This is a genomic window from Roseibium sp. AWQ4_290 (assembly GCF_056160985.1).
Window position 1 is genome coordinate 259,769 of sequence record NZ_JBSWYG010000002.1, and the last position, 14,831, is coordinate 274,599.

Consider the following 14,831-nt stretch of genomic DNA (forward strand, 5'->3'; position numbering starts at 1 on the left):
TTTGGAGAGCAACGGATGACGAAGCTCATCATCGACGGCAATGAAGTGGACGTTCCTGCGGACTATACACTGCTGCAGGCTTGTGAAGAGGTGGGCGCCGAGGTGCCGCGCTTTTGCTATCACGACCGCCTGTCGATTGCAGGCAACTGCCGCATGTGCCTCGTTGAAGTGAAGGGCGGGCCGCCCAAGCCGACCGCCTCCTGTGCTATGGGCGTCAAGGACTTGCGGCCCGGACCGAACGGGGAACCTCCTGTCGTTGAGACCAAGTCCGAAATGGTCAAGAAGGCCCGCGAAGGGGTGATGGAGTTCCTGCTCATCAACCATCCGCTGGATTGCCCGATCTGTGACCAGGGTGGAGAATGCGACCTGCAGGATCAGGCCATGGCCTATGGGGTGGACGGGTCCCGGTTCTATGAAAACAAGCGTGCGGTGGAGAACAAGGATATCGGGCCCCTGATCAAAACGATCATGACCCGCTGCATCCATTGCACCCGCTGCGTCCGGTTCACCACGGAAGTGTGCGGTGTCACCGATATGGGACTGGTGGGGCGCGGTGAAAACGCCGAGATCACCACCTATCTGGAAGCGGCCCTGTCCTCTGAATTGCAGGGCAATGCGGCGGACCTGTGCCCCGTTGGCGCGCTCACCCATAAGCCGTACGAGTTCCATGCCCGTCCGTGGGAGTTGACAAAGACCGAAAGCGTCGACGTGATGGACGCAGTCGGCAGCGCGATACGGGTTGATACACGCGGCAAGGAAGTCATGCGGGTGATGCCGCGGCTGAATGAAGAGGTCAACGAGGAGTGGATTTCCGACAAGTCCCGCTATATCTGGGACGGTCTGAAGACCCAGCGGCTCGACCGGCCTTATGCCCGCAAGGACGGCAAGCTGCGGCCAGTGTCCTGGCCGGAGGCGTTCGGGATTATTGCCGAAAAGGTGAAGGCAGCACCGGCAGAGCGCGTTGGGGCGCTTGCAGGCCAGCTGGCTGGCGTGGAAGACATGTTCGCGCTCAAGAGCCTGATGGAAAAGCTTGACTGCGCCAATCTGGACAGCCGGTATCCGGGCTCTCCGCTGCATCCGAAGAATGGCCGGGCCAGTTATCTCTTCAATTCCACCATCGAAGGCATTGAAGAAGCGGATGCGATCATGTTGATCGGCACCAATCCGCGCCAGGAAGCTCCGGTTCTGAACGCCCGGATCCGCAAGCGCTGGTCCCAGGGCGATCTGCAGATTGGTCTGATCGGCGAAAACGCGGATCTGACCTATCCGGTGACCTATCTCGGTGCCGGTCCAGACAGCCTGAAACAGTTTACCGGTCATGCGCCGGCCAAGGCGGACAAGCCGATGTTCATCATCGGGCAGGGCGCCTTGAATCGCCCGGACGGGGCGGCGGTTTTGGCTACTCTGGCTGCTGCCGCCAAATCGCTCGGCGTGATCAAGGAGGGCTGGAACGGTTTCAACATCCTGCACACGGAAGCGGCCCAGGTTGGCGCGCTGGATCTTGGCTTCGTGCCGGGTGAAGGCGGCAAGGACACTGCCGCCATGCTGGCGCCGGGCGCGCTTGATGTGCTGTTCCTTCTGGGGGTTGATGAGGTTGAGGTCCCGGATGGGGCCTTTGTCATTTATCAGGGCACCCATGGGGATCGGGGCGCGCACCGCGCCGATGTGATTTTGCCGGGGGCGGCTTATACGGAAAAAACTGCGCTCTATGTGAATACGGAAGGCCGGGTCCAGATGGCCGACCGGGCGGCGTTCCCGCCGGGCGAAGCACGCGAAGACTGGGCGATCCTGCGGGCCTTGTCCGCAAGCCTTGGCCAGACCTTGCCGTTTGATTCCTTGGGCGAGCTGCGCGCCAAGCTGTTTGAAGCCCATCCGCACATGACCGGAATTGATGCGATTGAAGCAGGCAACAGCGCCGATATTGAAAAGCTTGCCAAAGCGCCAGCGAAAATGGACGGGGCCGGATTTGCAAATGTGATCAGGGACTTTTACCTGACGAATCCGATTGCGCGGGCCTCCAAAACGATGGCCGAATGTTCGGTGCTGGCCAAAACGCGGACAGCAGAAGCTGCCGAATAGGGGTAGGGGACAGGAAATGGCTGAGTTCATGACGACCTACGGCTGGCCGTTCCTCTGGATGGCCTTCCAGAGCATTTTGCTGATGGTCGTGCTTCTGGTGATCGTCGCCTATGTTCTTTATGCGGACCGCAAGATCTGGGCGGCTGTTCAGATCCGGCGCGGCCCGAATGTGGTCGGCCCCTTTGGGCTGCTGCAAAGTTTTGCCGACCTTTTGAAATTCGTGCTGAAGGAACCGGTGATCCCGTCCGGGGCGAACAAGATCCTGTTCCTGCTGGCGCCGCTGGTTTCCGTGCTTCTTGCGCTGGCGGCCTGGTCGGTGATCCCGGTGGCCGACGGCTGGGTCATCGCCAACATCAATGTGGGTGTTCTGTTTGTTTTTGCGGTGTCCTCGCTGGAAGTCTATGGTGTGATCATTGGCGGTTGGGCGTCCAACTCGAAATACCCGTTCCTGTCGGCCCTGCGCTCCGCCGCCCAGATGGTGTCCTATGAGGTGTCCATCGGCTTCGTGATCGTCACCGTGCTGTTGTGCGCGGGCACATTGAACCTCTCCGGCATTGTAGAATCCCAGCAGACCGGCCTGGCGACTATGCTTGGAGTGCCCTGGCTGTCTTTCCTGAACTGGTACTGGCTGCCGCTGTTCCCCATGTTCGTGGTGTTCTTTGTTTCAGCCTTGGCGGAAACCAACCGCCCGCCCTTCGATCTGGCGGAAGCGGAATCGGAGCTGGTGGCCGGCTTCATGGTGGAATACGGCTCGACCCCCTACATGATGTTCATGCTGGGCGAATATGTCGCCATCTGCCTGATGTGCGCGCTGATGACCATCTTCTTCATGGGGGGATGGTTGCCACCGTTCGACTTCGCGCCGTTTACCTGGGTGCCGGGCATTGTCTGGTTCATTCTAAAATGTCTGCTTGGCTTTTTCATGTTCGCCATGGTCAAGGCCATGGTGCCGCGCTACCGCTATGACCAGCTGATGCGCCTGGGCTGGAAAGTTTTTCTGCCCCTGTCGCTGGCCATGGTCGTTGTTGTTGCCGCTGTGCTGATGGCCACTGGCTGGGCGCCGGGCGCTGCATGAGCGTCTCGCTTGCCGGGGTGGTCGGGGCGTGTGTGGGCCTCTATGTGGGCTGGCTGGACTACAAGATCCTGAAGGGGTTGCTTCAGGCATCTGAGACGGCAAACAGGCAGGCCGGCGGAGACGGAGGCCGGTCTGCGCGATACGGAACGCTCTTGCGCGGTCTGTTTTTTGGAGTTTCGATGATCGGCTGTCCGGTTGTCGGGTATTGGGCCGCCAGCCAGCTGGCTGGCTGAGGAAGGAAAGGCAAGACGCGATGGGACTTAGTCAAGCCGTCAGATCGCTGTTTCTGCAGGAGTTCGTATCGGCATTCTTTCTGGCGATGCGGTATTTCTTCAAGCCGAAGCCAACGGTCAACTATCCGTTCGAGAAAGGTCCGGTGAGCCCGCGCTTCCGGGGCGAACATGCTTTGCGCCGCTATCCGAACGGGGAAGAGCGCTGCATTGCCTGCAAACTCTGTGAAGCCATCTGCCCGGCCCAGGCGATCACGATTGAAGCCGGGCCGCGCCGCAATGACGGCACCCGCCGCACAACCCGCTATGACATCGACATGGTGAAGTGCATCTATTGCGGTTTCTGTCAGGAAGCCTGCCCGGTGGATGCGATTGTGGAAGGGCCGAATTTCGAGTTCGCAACGGAGACCCGGGAAGAACTCTACTATGACAAGGACAAGCTGCTCGCCAACGGAGACCGCTGGGAGCGCGAAATCGCCCGCAACATTGAAATGGATGCTCCTTACCGTTAGGAGCTTTATGTGAACAGGTCCGACACTTCAGCCCGGCAATCCGGCCGGGCACCGACATTCCGGCCCGATCAGGCCACACCACAGGCAGGTCTTTGATATGATCCTGAAAGCCCTTTTTTTCTACCTGTTTGCCGGTGTCACGCTGGCCTCAGGGTTCATGGTGATCGCGGCCCGCAACCCGGTGACATCCGTCCTTTTCCTGATCCTGGCTTTTGTGAATTGCGCTGGCCTGTTCGTTCTGCTGGGCGCCGAGTATCTGGCGATGTTGCTGGTGGTTGTCTATGTTGGCGCGGTCGCGGTCCTGTTCCTGTTTGTCGTGATGATGCTGGATGTCGATTTTGTCGAGCTGCGTCAGGGCTTGCTGCAATACCTGCCCATTGGCGGACTTGTCGGGTTGATCTTGATGATCGAGCTGCTGATGGGGCTCGGGGCCTGGGTGATGGTGCCCGAGCTTGTTGCGCATACCGCAGAGCCGACACCGGATCTTGCGCAGGTTAGCAATATCGAGGCCATCGGCTCGGTCCTCTATACGAAATACATCTATTTCTTCCAGATTTCCGGTCTTGTGCTGCTGGTGGCCATGATAGGCGCGATTGTGCTGACGCTGCGCCATAAGCCCAACGTCAAGCGCCAGAATATTTCGGAGCAGGTTGCCAGATCCCGGGAGACGGCAATTGAGGTCCGGAAGGTGGGAACCGGCAAGGGAATTTGACGCGGCAGGCTTGCGTCATATCGGGAAAGTCCGGGCCAAGGCACACTCCTCTGTGCAGGGCCGGGTAGGGGTAAACGAGGGGAGCACGGCGAGGCGCCCATGGAAATCGGTTTGTCGCACTATCTTTCGGTCGCGGCCATCCTGTTCACGATCGGGATCTTTGGGATCTTTTTGAACCGGAAAAACGTGATTGTTATCCTGATGTCGATTGAGCTGCTGCTGCTGTCGGTCAATATCAATTTCGTCGCTTTTTCTTCTTTCATGGGCGATCTGATGGGGCAGATCTTCACTTTGCTGGTTCTGACCGTGGCGGCTGCCGAAGCGGCCATCGGGCTGGCCATTCTGGTGGTCTTCCACCGGAACCGCGGCTCTATCGCCGTGGAAGACGTCAACGTGATGAAAGGGTAGGGGCCGATGTATTCTGCAATCCTGTTCCTGCCGCTGATCGGCTTCCTGATCGCCGGTCTATTCGGCCGCGCCATCGGCGACAAGGCCAGCGAATTTGTGACCAGCGGCCTGGTCATCCTGGCCGCCCTCTTGTCCTGGATCACGTTTGTCGGGTTCTGGCTCGGCGGCTCGGAAGCCCAGACCGTGGAACTGTTCCGCTGGATAACCCTGGGCGATTTGAAGGTCTCCTGGGCGCTGCGGGTGGACACCCTGACGGCGGTGATGCTCATTGTTGTGACCACCGTCTCGGCGCTGGTACATGTCTATTCCATTGGTTACATGCACCATGACCCGCACCGCCCGCGTTTTTTCGCCTATCTGTCGCTCTTCACCTTCGCCATGCTGTGCCTGGTGACAGCAGACAATCTCCTGCAGATGTTCTTCGGCTGGGAAGGGGTGGGCCTTGCCTCCTATCTCCTGATCGGGTTCTGGTACAAGAAGCCGTCTGCCAATGCGGCGGCCATGAAAGCCTTCGTTGTCAACCGGGTGGGGGATTTCGGCTTTGCGCTTGGGATCTTCGGCGTCTTCTACGTGTTCCAGAGCATTGAGTTCACGACCATTTTCAACGATGCGCCGTCCTTCATAGAGGGCACCGAACCGGTGATGAGCTTTCTCGGCTTTCACCTGCATCCGCATATGGCGATGACGGTAATCTGCCTGCTGCTGTTCATGGGAGCCATGGGCAAGTCCGCGCAGTTTCTGCTGCACACGTGGCTGCCGGATGCGATGGAGGGGCCGACACCCGTCTCCGCGCTCATTCACGCTGCCACCATGGTGACCGCTGGGGTCTTCATGGTCGCGCGCCTGTCGCCGCTGATGGAATTGTCCCATACGGCGCTGGCCGTGATCGTCTTCTTCGGAGCGACAACGGCCTTTTTTGCAGCAACAATCGGTCTGGTTCAGAACGATATCAAGCGGGTGATTGCCTATTCCACCTGTTCCCAGCTCGGCTACATGTTCGTTGCGCTCGGGGTGGGGGCCTATTCTATCGGCATTTTCCACCTGTTCACCCATGCCTTCTTCAAGGCGCTGCTGTTCCTGTGCGCGGGCTCAGTGATCCATGCGGTGTCCGATGAGCAGGACATGCGCAAGATGGGCGGCCTGCGCAAACATATTCCGGTCACCTACTGGACCATGATGATCGGCACACTGGCCCTGACAGGTGTCGGCATTCCGTTCATTCACATCGGCTTTGCCGGATTCATATCCAAGGATGCGATCATTGAGGCCGCCTATGCGGCTGCGGGCGGCGACCATGACAGACCGATAGCGCTCTACGGCTTCTGGTTGACAGTGGCCGCAGCGGCCCTGACCTCGTTCTATTCCTGGCGGCTCACCTTCATGACCTTCCATGGCAAGCCGCGCGCGCCGGTTGATGTCATGAAACACGTCCATGAATCGCCGCTTGTGATGACGGTCCCCCTGTTCATCCTGTCCATCGGGGCGGTCCTGGCCGGTATGGTTTTTGGCGGCGCCTTTTACGGGGACGGCTATGACGCCTTCTGGAAGGGGGCCCTGTTCACCTCCGAGACCAACCATGTGCTGCATGACATGCACCATGTGCCCGCCTGGGTGAAGGTGTCGCCCTTCGTGATGATGGTGCTCGGTTTCCTGGTTGCCTATCTCTTTTACATCCGTTCTCCGGAGCTGCCGAAGAAGCTCGCCGACCGCCACCAGGGGCTCTACAAGTTTCTGCTCAACAAGTGGTATTTCGACGAGCTTTACGATTTCCTGTTTGTGCGCCCGGCCATGTGGCTGGGCCGGATTCTTTGGAAGAAGGGGGATGGCACGATCATTGATGGCCTCGGTCCGGACGGCGTTGCCGCGCGGGTTCAGAATGTCACGTCCTGGGTCGTGCGCCTGCAGACCGGATATCTTTATCACTATGCCTTTGCGATGCTGATCGGCCTGGCTGCGCTGATCACATGGTCCATGTTCACCGGTGCAGGCACCGGCGGGGGTGCTCACTGATGATTGACTGGCCCATACTGTCGCTCACCACGTTCTTGCCGCTGCTTGGGGTGCTGTTCATTCTGCTCGTGCCCGGCGAGGATGAAGACAGCAAACGCAACATTCGCATGGTTGCCCTGGTGACCACGGGCGTCACGTTTCTCCTGTCCCTGTTCATCTGGGGCAGCTTTGACTACGACAATCCGGGGTTCCAGTTTGTCGAAAGCCGTGAATGGCTCGGCGGGAACATCAACTACCGGATGGGCGTGGACGGCATTTCGGTCCTGTTCGTGATCCTGAGCACCTTCCTGATGCCGTTCTGTGTTCTTGCTTCTTGGGAGAGTGTCCAGAAACGGGTCAAGGAATACATGATTGCGTTTCTGGTGCTGGAAACGCTCCTGATCGGTGTCTTCTGTGCGCTTGACTTGTTCGTGTTCTACATTTTCTTCGAAGCCTGCCTGATCCCGATGTTTCTGATCATCGGCGTGTGGGGCGGCAAGCGCCGGGTCTATGCGTCCTACAAGTTTTTCCTCTACACGCTGCTCGGGTCGATGCTGATGCTGGTCGCGATCATGACCATGTACTGGAGCGCCGGCACGACCGATATTGAAGCGCTGATGGCGTATGGGTTTCCCGCTGGCATTCAAACGTGGCTATGGCTGGCCCTTTTTGCGTCCTTTGCTGTGAAAATGCCCATGTGGCCGCTGCACACCTGGCTGGCGGATGCCCACGTGGAAGCGCCAACTGCTGGCTCGGTCATTCTGGCGGGCGTTCTGCTGAAGCTGGGCGGCTACGGCTTCCTGCGCTTTTCGCTGCCCATGTTTCCGCTGGCCTCGGACATGTTCGCACCTTTCGTGTTCACCCTGTCGGTGGTGGCAATTATCTATACCTCCCTGGTGGCGCTGGCCCAGGAGGACATCAAGAAGCTGATTGCCTATTCCTCCGTTGCCCATATGGGCTATGTGACCATGGGCATCTTCACCATGAACGAGCAGGGGCTGCAGGGCGGCATCTTCCAGATGCTGTCCCATGGCATTGTCTCGGCGGCGCTGTTCCTGTGTGTCGGCGTGATTTATGACCGCATGCATACCCGCGAGATTGCGGCCTATGGGGGGCTCGTCAACCGGATGCCCAAATATGCGGTGGTCTTCCTGATCTTCACCATGGCCAATGTGGGCCTGCCGGGCACGTCCGGTTTTGTGGGGGAGATCCTGACATTGATGGGGGCATTCCAGGTGAACACCTGGGTTGCGTTTTTTGCCACGACCGGCGTGATCCTGTCGGCCGCCTATGCGCTGTACCTCTACAGGCGGGTCGTTTTTGGGGCCATGGAAAAGGAAAGCCTGAAATCGATCCTGGATCTGGATCTGCGGGAAAAGGTGATCCTGTTCCCGATGATTGTCCTGACCATTTTTTTCGGTTTCTATCCGATGGCGATCCTGGATGTGACCCAGGGGTCGGTGGACCATCTCATCACCCAGTATACTGCAGCGCTTGATGCGGCCGGGGCGTCTTCCCAGCAAGCCGCCGCCGCTGCGGCGGCGCAGTAAGGTTTGAAGGACGAGACACAGCCATGTCAGATGTGACCCAATTGCCAGACCTTCTGCCGGTGGTGCCGGAAATCATCATGGCCATCGGCGCCATGGTGCTTTTGATGATCGGAGCATTCGGTGGGCGGGATGTCAGCTATGCTGTGTTTGGCGGGGCCATGGGGCTCTTGGGCACAGCGTTCCTGATCCTCCTGTTCGTTCCGGTCTTTGGTCAGACTTTCGGCGGGTCCTTTATTCTGGATCATTTTGCCTATGTCTTGAAGCTGCTGGTGTTGACAGGTTCGTTCTTTGCGATTGCCATGTCCTGGGCCTATGCGAAGAGCCAATCTTTTGACCATTTCGAATATCCGATCCTGATTGTTCTGGCGACGCTTGGCATGATGCTGATGCTGTCAGCCAATGACATGATTGCGCTTTATCTCGGTCTGGAGCTGCAGAGTCTGGCGCTCTATGTGGTTGCGGCGATCAACCGGGACAGTGTGCGTTCCACGGAGGCGGGCCTGAAATATTTTGTGCTTGGGGCTTTGTCCTCCGGGATGTTGCTGTATGGCATGTCACTGGTCTACGGCTTTACCGGTCAGATTTCCTTTGCCGGCATCGCAGACATTCTGGCCCATCAGGAGGCAAGCATTGGCCTTGTGATCGGACTGACCTTCATTCTGGCGGGCCTTGCCTTCAAGATTTCGGCGGTACCGTTCCATATGTGGACCCCTGATGTCTATGAAGGCGCGCCGACGCCGGTCACTGCTTTCCTGGCGGCTGCGCCGAAAGTGGCGGCCATGGGCATTCTGGTGCGCATTGTGATCGACGCCTTTCAGCCGGTCACCGGCGACTGGCAGCAGGTCGTGGTGTTTATTTCCATTGCCTCCATGGCGCTTGGGTCCTTTGCCGCCATCGGGCAGCGCAACCTGAAACGTCTGATGGCCTATTCCTCCATAGGTCACATGGGGTTTGCGCTTGTCGGGCTTGCCGCCGGGACCCAGGCCGGGGTCGCAGGGGTGATCTTCTACATGATGGCCTATCTCGGCATGATCCTTGGCGTGTTTGCCTGCATTTTGTCTATGCGGCGCAAGGATGGCATGGTCGAGGAGGTTGATGATCTGGCAGGCCTGTCCCAGTCCAACCTGCCCATGGCGGTTCTGCTGGGTTTGTTGATGTTCTCGTTTGCCGGCATTCCGCCCATGGTCGGCTTTTTCGGCAAGTGGTACGCGTTTTCAGCGGCTGTAGAGGCAGGGCTTTATCCGCTGGCAATTATCGCGGTTCTGATGTCGGTGATCGCAGCCTTCTATTATTTGCGGGTCATCAAGGTGATGTTCTTCGATGAGCCGGTGGAAGGGTTTGAGGCAATGCCAGCCGAACTGAAAGTGGTTCTGGGCCTCTCAAGCGTCTTTGTCGTCCTGTTCTGGCTGGCGCCGGGGCAGGTGGTGAATGCGGCCAGCGCGGCCGCCCAGTCGCTGTTCTGACCGCTCATGTCCCAGAACAGGTCTGAACGTCCGGTGCCGGGGGCGCCGGACTTTCTCTTTGAAGAGCATGACACCGTCAGTTCCACAAATGCGCTGTGCTTCGAACGGGCGCGTCAGGGGCACCGTGGCAATCTGTGGATCCGTGCAGGAGCCCAGTCGGCGGGGCGTGGCCGGAGAGGCCGGGAATGGGCGTCGCCGACCGGTAATATGTTCGCCAGCCTGCTGTTGATCGCCCCGCAACCGGCTGACAGGGTCGGGGAATTGCCCCTTCTGACGGCGGTCGCTCTGGCCGATGCCGTTGACAAAGCGGCTGGAACCCTTCATCTGGTGGCACTGAAATGGCCCAACGACCTTCTGGTCGGCGGGGCCAAGCTGTCAGGCATTCTTCTGGAAGCCGAAATCCTTGCCGATGGCCGGCAGGCGATTGTCATCGGCATCGGAGTGAATTGCGTCTCTCATCCACCGCTTTCGATGTATCAGGCGACTGATCTCAGAAGCCTGGGATATCTGGTGTCTGCTGAACAGATGTTCGGCGCGCTGACCGCTTCTTTTACCGGCCATCTTGCGCGGTGGCAGCAACCGGGCGGGTTTGAGGAGATCAGGACCGGCTGGCTGAAACGGGCAGCCCATCTCGGTCAGGAGATCACGGTCCGAACAGCTCAGGAAGACATTCACGGCATTTTTGCCGATCTGGACTCACGCGGGCATCTGGTGCTCAAACAACCGGATGGCCGGGTCCGGACCATTTATGCAGGCGATGTGTTTTTCCCGGCGGCAAGCCGCCGGTAACCGCCTTGCGAACATGCTTTAAGGGAGCACTCCATGGCTTCGGCCAATAACAAGAAAAATGAAATCGTATTCCTGCCTTTGGGTGGTGTTGGCGAAATCGGAATGAATCTCGGACTGTACGGCTTTGGCCCTGCGGACAACCGGACCTGGCTGATCGTCGATTGCGGCGTCAGTTTTGCTGGCCCCGAGCTGCCGGGAATTGATCTGGTGCTGCCGGATATCAAGTTTCTGGAAGATGAGGTCGACAATATCGCGGGCATGGTCATTACGCATGCCCATGAGGATCACTATGGCGGTATCTTGCACCTGTGGCCGTTCCTGAAGGTGCCGGTCTATGCGACGGCGTTCACCGCCGGACTGCTGGCGGCCAAAGCCGAGAGCGAGCCGGGCGCCGAAGAGGTGCCTGTAACGGTGGTGAATCAGGGGGAACGGCATCAGATTGGTCCGTTCGAGGTGGAATTCGTGGCTATGGCCCATTCCATCCCCGAGCCGTGTGCTCTTGCGATCCGCACACCGGCGGGCCTTGTGCTGCACACTGGCGACTGGAAGATCGACCCGACCCCGGGCGTCGGCCGTCCCATTGACATGGAGCGTCTTGCCGAACTGGGCCGGGAAGGGGTGATGGCGCTTGTCTGTGACAGCACCAATGCGGTGCGGGACGGTGTCAGCCCGAGCGAGGCCGATGTGGCTGAAGAGCTGAAAAAGGTCATGGCCGGAGCAAAACACCGGATCGCCGTGACCACATTTGCCTCCAATGTGGCCCGTATCCGGGCGATCGCTGAAGCCGCAGCCGCCAATGAGCGGGATGTGGTTGTTGTCGGCCGGTCCATGCACCGGGTGATAGAGGTTGCCGGTGAACTAGGTTATCTGGACGGCCTGCCGCCGTTTCACGATGAAGAGGCGTTTGGCTATCTGCCGCGGGAAAAGGCGGTGCTGCTGTGCACCGGCTCCCAGGGGGAAAACCGGGCCGCGCTGGCACGGATTGCGGCCGGAGACCATCGCAACATCGCGCTTTCCAAGGGCGATATGGTGATCTTTTCCTCGCGCACGATTCCGGGCAACGAAAAAGCGGTGGGCGAGGTTCTGAACAATCTGGCCGGTAGCGACGTGCACATCGTGACGGACCGGGATGCGCTGGTGCATGTGTCCGGACACCCGCGCCGGGGCGAACTGGAGCAATTATACAAATTGCTCACACCGAAAGTCGTGCTTCCCGTGCATGGGGAACCGTTGCATCTTTCGGCCCACGCTGCCTTTGCAAAACAGCTGGGCGTTCCGGAAGTGGTGCGCGGCAAGAACGGCGACATCGTCCGTTTGAGCGCGGGCTCGGCCGGGATCATTGATGAGGCACCGTCTGGAATCCTGGTCAAGGATGGCGATATTCTGGACGACCCGGAGGTGACCGGTGTGAAGGAGCGGCGCAAGCTTTCCTATGCCGGAGCGGCAGTCGTTGCGCTGGTGGTCAACCGGGCCGGGGAGCTTTTGACCGACCCGGATGTCACGCTGATGGGGCTTCCGGATACGGATGATGAAGGCGAGCCGATGGAGGATATTGTCATCAAGGCTGTGACCGGGGCGGTCACCAGTATTCCCAAGGCCCGGCGCAAGGACAAGGCCCTGGTCGGGGAAGCCGCGCGCAGGGCCGCCCGGTCCGAGATCCTGAGCGTGTGGGGCAAAAAGACGCTCTGTAAGGTCATGGTGACGCAACTATAATTGCGGGAGGCTGCCGAAGGGCAGCTTTTCCTGGTGGAGGAGTTCAAATGATAGGCCGGCTCAATCATGTTGCGATTGCCGTTTCTGATATCGAAGCGGCGGCGGCAGTGTACAGGGATACGCTTGGCGCAGACGTTTCTGCCCGGGAAGAACAGCCCGACCACGGGGTGAGCACGGTGTTCATCACGCTGCCCAACACCAAGATCGAATTGCTGGAGCCGCTGGGGGAAAATTCCCCCATCGCCAAGTTTCTGGAAAAGAATCCATCCGGTGGCATTCACCACGTCTGTTATGAGGTGGAGGACATTCTGGCGGCCCGGGATAAGCTTCTGGCCGATGGCGCCCGGGTCCTGGGGGATGGCGAGCCGAAGATCGGGGCCCATGGCAAGCCTGTTCTCTTTCTGCATCCGAAGGATTTTCTCGGCACCTTGACCGAGCTGGAAGAGGCTTGATCCCATGTCCGTCGCCTTCAGCCTGGCCATCTATTTCATGATGTGGTGGATCATTCTGTTTGCGATCCTGCCCTTCGGGCTGCATCGCACCCAGGAGGAGGCGGGGAATGTGCAGCCCGGGTCCGAGCCAAGCGCGCCTGAAAAGCCAAGATTTCTGAAGGTGCTGGTTCTGACGACATTTGTCACGACCGTGCTGTTCTCGATCTTTTTTGGCCTTCGCTCTGCCGGCTACGGTCTGGACGATATTCCCTTTCTTTTTCCGCCCGACACTCCCTATAGCCAGACGCAATAGACTGGCGATAATGTGGAGGGGCCGAGGGCAAAAGCGGCCCCGTAGGGCCGCCTTTCTTTCCGGGGCTGTCTATCGCAAATGACCAGCCACCGGATGTGCCGTTCGCCGTCTGGCGGCGGAGAGGATTGCGCAAAAGGCAGACCGCTTTCAAGGCGCCCGCATAAGCGCGTTCCGTTCAACCCAGCACAGCCGTCAGAGTGGTCAGGCCGATTTGCGCTGTCTGCGCCAGCTGGCAACTCCGAGAAGTCCGAGCCCCCCGGCCAGAAGCGGCAGGGCGGCAGGCAGAGGAACCGGTACGGCACCATACTGAATGTCGATAGAGGTCGAAGCGAGAGTCTTGCCCGAGAGTATGGCGCTCAGATTGATGGTGTAGAGCCCTTCTGCTTGCGGGTTGATCCCGCCGGGGAAGAAAAAGCCAAGATTCCAGGATTGCTGGGCAACGGAGCTGGAGGTCAGCAGAGCAGCGGCATAGGTTGACGGACTACCGGCCACGGTGCCGCCGCCATTGCCCGTTGAATTGTCGCCAAGCGCATGGTCCGCGTAAAGTGTGTTGATTGGATCAAAGGACAGAAAATGGGTTGCGCCGGTCGGATCCAGATCGATCTCCAGAATATAGGTCAGACCGTTCAGCATCCGGTTGGCAAGGCCTGACAGATCAACATTTATGCTCCATTCAAAATTGAAGGCCGACCGGTTGGCCGGGGCGTTGCTGTCCGCAGGCAAAAACGTGTAGGTGCGGTCGCCGTCATAGTTGAACGTGTTTTCCGGCACACCGGATGCGTTGTAGCGCTGCTTGCCGCGAAGGCCCAGCTCCACGTTGTTTTGTTGGACCCCGGTGAAAGATCCGTTGGCATTGCCGGAGCCGAAAATGACATCCGGGGTGACCAGGCCTGTGCCACCGACGGGGCCGGCCAATGCGGAGCCAGAGAAAACCGGCACGGCGAGCGTGATTGTGGCCGCGCAAAAGGCGGTCCGGGTAAGCTGAAACATCGATAAATCCTCCCTGTAATCTGCATTCAGTATTATTTGCGCCGTTATAAATGCGAAATGCGAAAGGAAGATCAACCTTGGGTAAGTGTTTTGGTTGCGTGCTCTTGATGCGTTTTCTTACGTAAGGGATGTGCTGGTGTCTGAAAGTCTTGTGATTTAATTTGACTTGAAAGGGGTCGAAAAGAGCTTTTCGGGAGCTTCAGATTGACCGTGCAGTCAAAGAAAAAGGCAGGGTGTGCCCTGCCTTTCAAAGTTCCGCGTCTAAATTGACCCTTTTCCCTTGCCGGCTAATGTTTCAACCTGGCTGGGCGGCTGCTGATCCTAAGATGCGCCTGAGGGACCATCCTCCCAAGACTCAGACCGCGATGTTCTTGAGTAACATGGCATTTCTACCGTGGCACCTTTTTGTTATGGGATAGGAACGTAGCGGAACAAATTTCACTTGTCACCTGTTTGTCGTAAAGAGCCTAACTTTTTTGCCTGCCTAATTTGCCTGCATATTTTAACCACTCATGAAGACTGTAGGTTGCGATTAAGTAAGAGTGGCGAATTAATTTTTTTATTTTTTAAATGTACC

At 58.6% G+C, this 14,831-nt stretch carries 14 protein-coding genes; 13 read left to right on the forward strand and 1 reads right to left on the reverse strand.

Annotation, left to right across the window (positions count from 1 at the left end; all coding sequences use genetic code 11):
* The first annotated feature begins 15 nt into the window (after nucleotides 1-15).
* The 13 genes from nuoG to ACXAH0_RS03490 all read left to right on the forward strand — a co-directional run bounded on the left by nuoG (nucleotide 16) and on the right by ACXAH0_RS03490 (nucleotide 13,264).
* On the forward strand, nucleotides 16-2,079 hold the full coding sequence (gene nuoG, locus ACXAH0_RS03430; RefSeq protein ID WP_475189111.1) for an NADH-quinone oxidoreductase subunit NuoG: 2,064 nt from the start codon (nucleotides 16-18) through the stop codon (nucleotides 2,077-2,079).
* Nucleotides 2,080-2,095: 16 nt separating this feature from the next.
* Nucleotides 2,096-3,154 (forward strand): NADH-quinone oxidoreductase subunit NuoH, encoded by a 1,059-nt coding sequence (gene nuoH / locus ACXAH0_RS03435; RefSeq protein ID WP_475189114.1) that lies wholly within the window; start codon nucleotides 2,096-2,098, stop codon nucleotides 3,152-3,154.
* Nucleotides 3,151-3,387, forward strand: coding sequence for a hypothetical protein (locus tag ACXAH0_RS03440; protein WP_475189118.1), 237 nt, complete (start codon nucleotides 3,151-3,153; stop codon nucleotides 3,385-3,387). Before nuoH ends, ACXAH0_RS03440 begins: the two co-directional genes overlap by 4 nt.
* Before the next feature lie 20 nt (nucleotides 3,388-3,407).
* Nucleotides 3,408-3,896, forward strand: coding sequence for an NADH-quinone oxidoreductase subunit NuoI (gene nuoI, locus ACXAH0_RS03445; RefSeq protein ID WP_475182161.1), 489 nt, complete (start codon nucleotides 3,408-3,410; stop codon nucleotides 3,894-3,896).
* A gap of 97 nt (nucleotides 3,897-3,993) precedes the next feature.
* Entirely contained in the window at nucleotides 3,994-4,608 is a 615-nt protein-coding gene (locus ACXAH0_RS03450; protein WP_475182166.1) for an NADH-quinone oxidoreductase subunit J, read from the forward strand.
* A 99-nt stretch (nucleotides 4,609-4,707) separates the two neighbouring features.
* Entirely contained in the window at nucleotides 4,708-5,016 is a 309-nt protein-coding gene (gene nuoK / locus ACXAH0_RS03455) for an NADH-quinone oxidoreductase subunit NuoK (RefSeq protein ID WP_475182170.1), read from the forward strand.
* Nucleotides 5,017-5,022: 6 nt separating this feature from the next.
* On the forward strand, nucleotides 5,023-7,026 hold the full coding sequence (nuoL, locus tag ACXAH0_RS03460; protein WP_475182176.1) for an NADH-quinone oxidoreductase subunit L: 2,004 nt from the start codon (nucleotides 5,023-5,025) through the stop codon (nucleotides 7,024-7,026).
* On the forward strand, nucleotides 7,026-8,555 hold the full coding sequence (locus ACXAH0_RS03465) for an NADH-quinone oxidoreductase subunit M (RefSeq protein ID WP_475189120.1): 1,530 nt from the start codon (nucleotides 7,026-7,028) through the stop codon (nucleotides 8,553-8,555). Before nuoL ends, ACXAH0_RS03465 begins: the two co-directional genes overlap by 1 nt.
* Nucleotides 8,556-8,578: 23 nt before the next feature.
* Nucleotides 8,579-10,018: an NADH-quinone oxidoreductase subunit NuoN gene (nuoN, locus tag ACXAH0_RS03470; RefSeq protein ID WP_475189122.1), complete on the forward strand. Its 1,440-nt coding sequence runs from the start codon at nucleotides 8,579-8,581 to the stop codon at nucleotides 10,016-10,018.
* Nucleotides 10,019-10,024: 6 nt separating this feature from the next.
* Entirely contained in the window at nucleotides 10,025-10,807 is a 783-nt protein-coding gene (locus ACXAH0_RS03475; protein ID WP_475189125.1) for a biotin--[acetyl-CoA-carboxylase] ligase, read from the forward strand.
* Between the two features lie 33 nt (nucleotides 10,808-10,840).
* Nucleotides 10,841-12,520 carry a ribonuclease J gene (locus ACXAH0_RS03480; RefSeq protein ID WP_475182195.1) on the forward strand — a complete coding sequence of 560 codons (1,680 nt, stop codon included), beginning with the start codon at nucleotides 10,841-10,843 and terminating at the stop codon, nucleotides 12,518-12,520.
* 47 nt (nucleotides 12,521-12,567) lie between these two features.
* A complete protein-coding gene (mce, locus tag ACXAH0_RS03485; RefSeq protein ID WP_475182199.1) occupies nucleotides 12,568-12,972 on the forward strand; it encodes a methylmalonyl-CoA epimerase in 405 nt (134 codons plus the stop codon).
* A 4-nt stretch (nucleotides 12,973-12,976) separates the two neighbouring features.
* The gene (locus ACXAH0_RS03490; protein WP_475182203.1) at nucleotides 12,977-13,264 is read left to right on the forward strand and encodes a DUF1467 family protein; all 288 of its coding nucleotides are present in this window, start codon (nucleotides 12,977-12,979) and stop codon (nucleotides 13,262-13,264) included.
* 201 nt (nucleotides 13,265-13,465) lie between these two features.
* Here the strand turns inward: ACXAH0_RS03490 and ACXAH0_RS03495 are convergent, their stop codons facing one another.
* On the reverse strand, nucleotides 13,466-14,254 hold the full coding sequence (locus ACXAH0_RS03495) for a hypothetical protein (protein ID WP_475189128.1): 789 nt from the start codon (nucleotides 14,252-14,254) through the stop codon (nucleotides 13,466-13,468).
* Nucleotides 14,255-14,831: the final 577 nt, after the last annotated feature.

Excerpts from the sequence above, each read along its gene's own strand:
- nuoG (WP_475189111.1), top strand. The coding sequence starts at position 16 with ATGACGAAGCTCATCATCGACGGCAATGAAGTGGACGTTCCTGCGGAC.
- nuoH (WP_475189114.1), top strand. The coding sequence starts at position 2,096 with ATGGCTGAGTTCATGACGACCTACGGCTGGCCGTTCCTCTGGATGGCC.
- ACXAH0_RS03440 (WP_475189118.1), top strand. The coding sequence starts at position 3,151 with ATGAGCGTCTCGCTTGCCGGGGTGGTCGGGGCGTGTGTGGGCCTCTAT.
- nuoI (WP_475182161.1), top strand. The coding sequence starts at position 3,408 with ATGGGACTTAGTCAAGCCGTCAGATCGCTGTTTCTGCAGGAGTTCGTA.
- ACXAH0_RS03450 (WP_475182166.1), top strand. The coding sequence starts at position 3,994 with ATGATCCTGAAAGCCCTTTTTTTCTACCTGTTTGCCGGTGTCACGCTG.
- nuoK (WP_475182170.1), top strand. The coding sequence starts at position 4,708 with ATGGAAATCGGTTTGTCGCACTATCTTTCGGTCGCGGCCATCCTGTTC.
- nuoL (WP_475182176.1), top strand. The coding sequence starts at position 5,023 with ATGTATTCTGCAATCCTGTTCCTGCCGCTGATCGGCTTCCTGATCGCC.
- ACXAH0_RS03465 (WP_475189120.1), top strand. The coding sequence starts at position 7,026 with ATGATTGACTGGCCCATACTGTCGCTCACCACGTTCTTGCCGCTGCTT.
- nuoN (WP_475189122.1), top strand. The coding sequence starts at position 8,579 with ATGTCAGATGTGACCCAATTGCCAGACCTTCTGCCGGTGGTGCCGGAA.
- ACXAH0_RS03475 (WP_475189125.1), top strand. The coding sequence starts at position 10,025 with ATGTCCCAGAACAGGTCTGAACGTCCGGTGCCGGGGGCGCCGGACTTT.
- ACXAH0_RS03480 (WP_475182195.1), top strand. The coding sequence starts at position 10,841 with ATGGCTTCGGCCAATAACAAGAAAAATGAAATCGTATTCCTGCCTTTG.
- mce (WP_475182199.1), top strand. The coding sequence starts at position 12,568 with ATGATAGGCCGGCTCAATCATGTTGCGATTGCCGTTTCTGATATCGAA.
- ACXAH0_RS03490 (WP_475182203.1), top strand. The coding sequence starts at position 12,977 with ATGTCCGTCGCCTTCAGCCTGGCCATCTATTTCATGATGTGGTGGATC.
- ACXAH0_RS03495 (WP_475189128.1), bottom strand. The coding sequence starts at position 14,254 with ATGTTTCAGCTTACCCGGACCGCCTTTTGCGCGGCCACAATCACGCTC.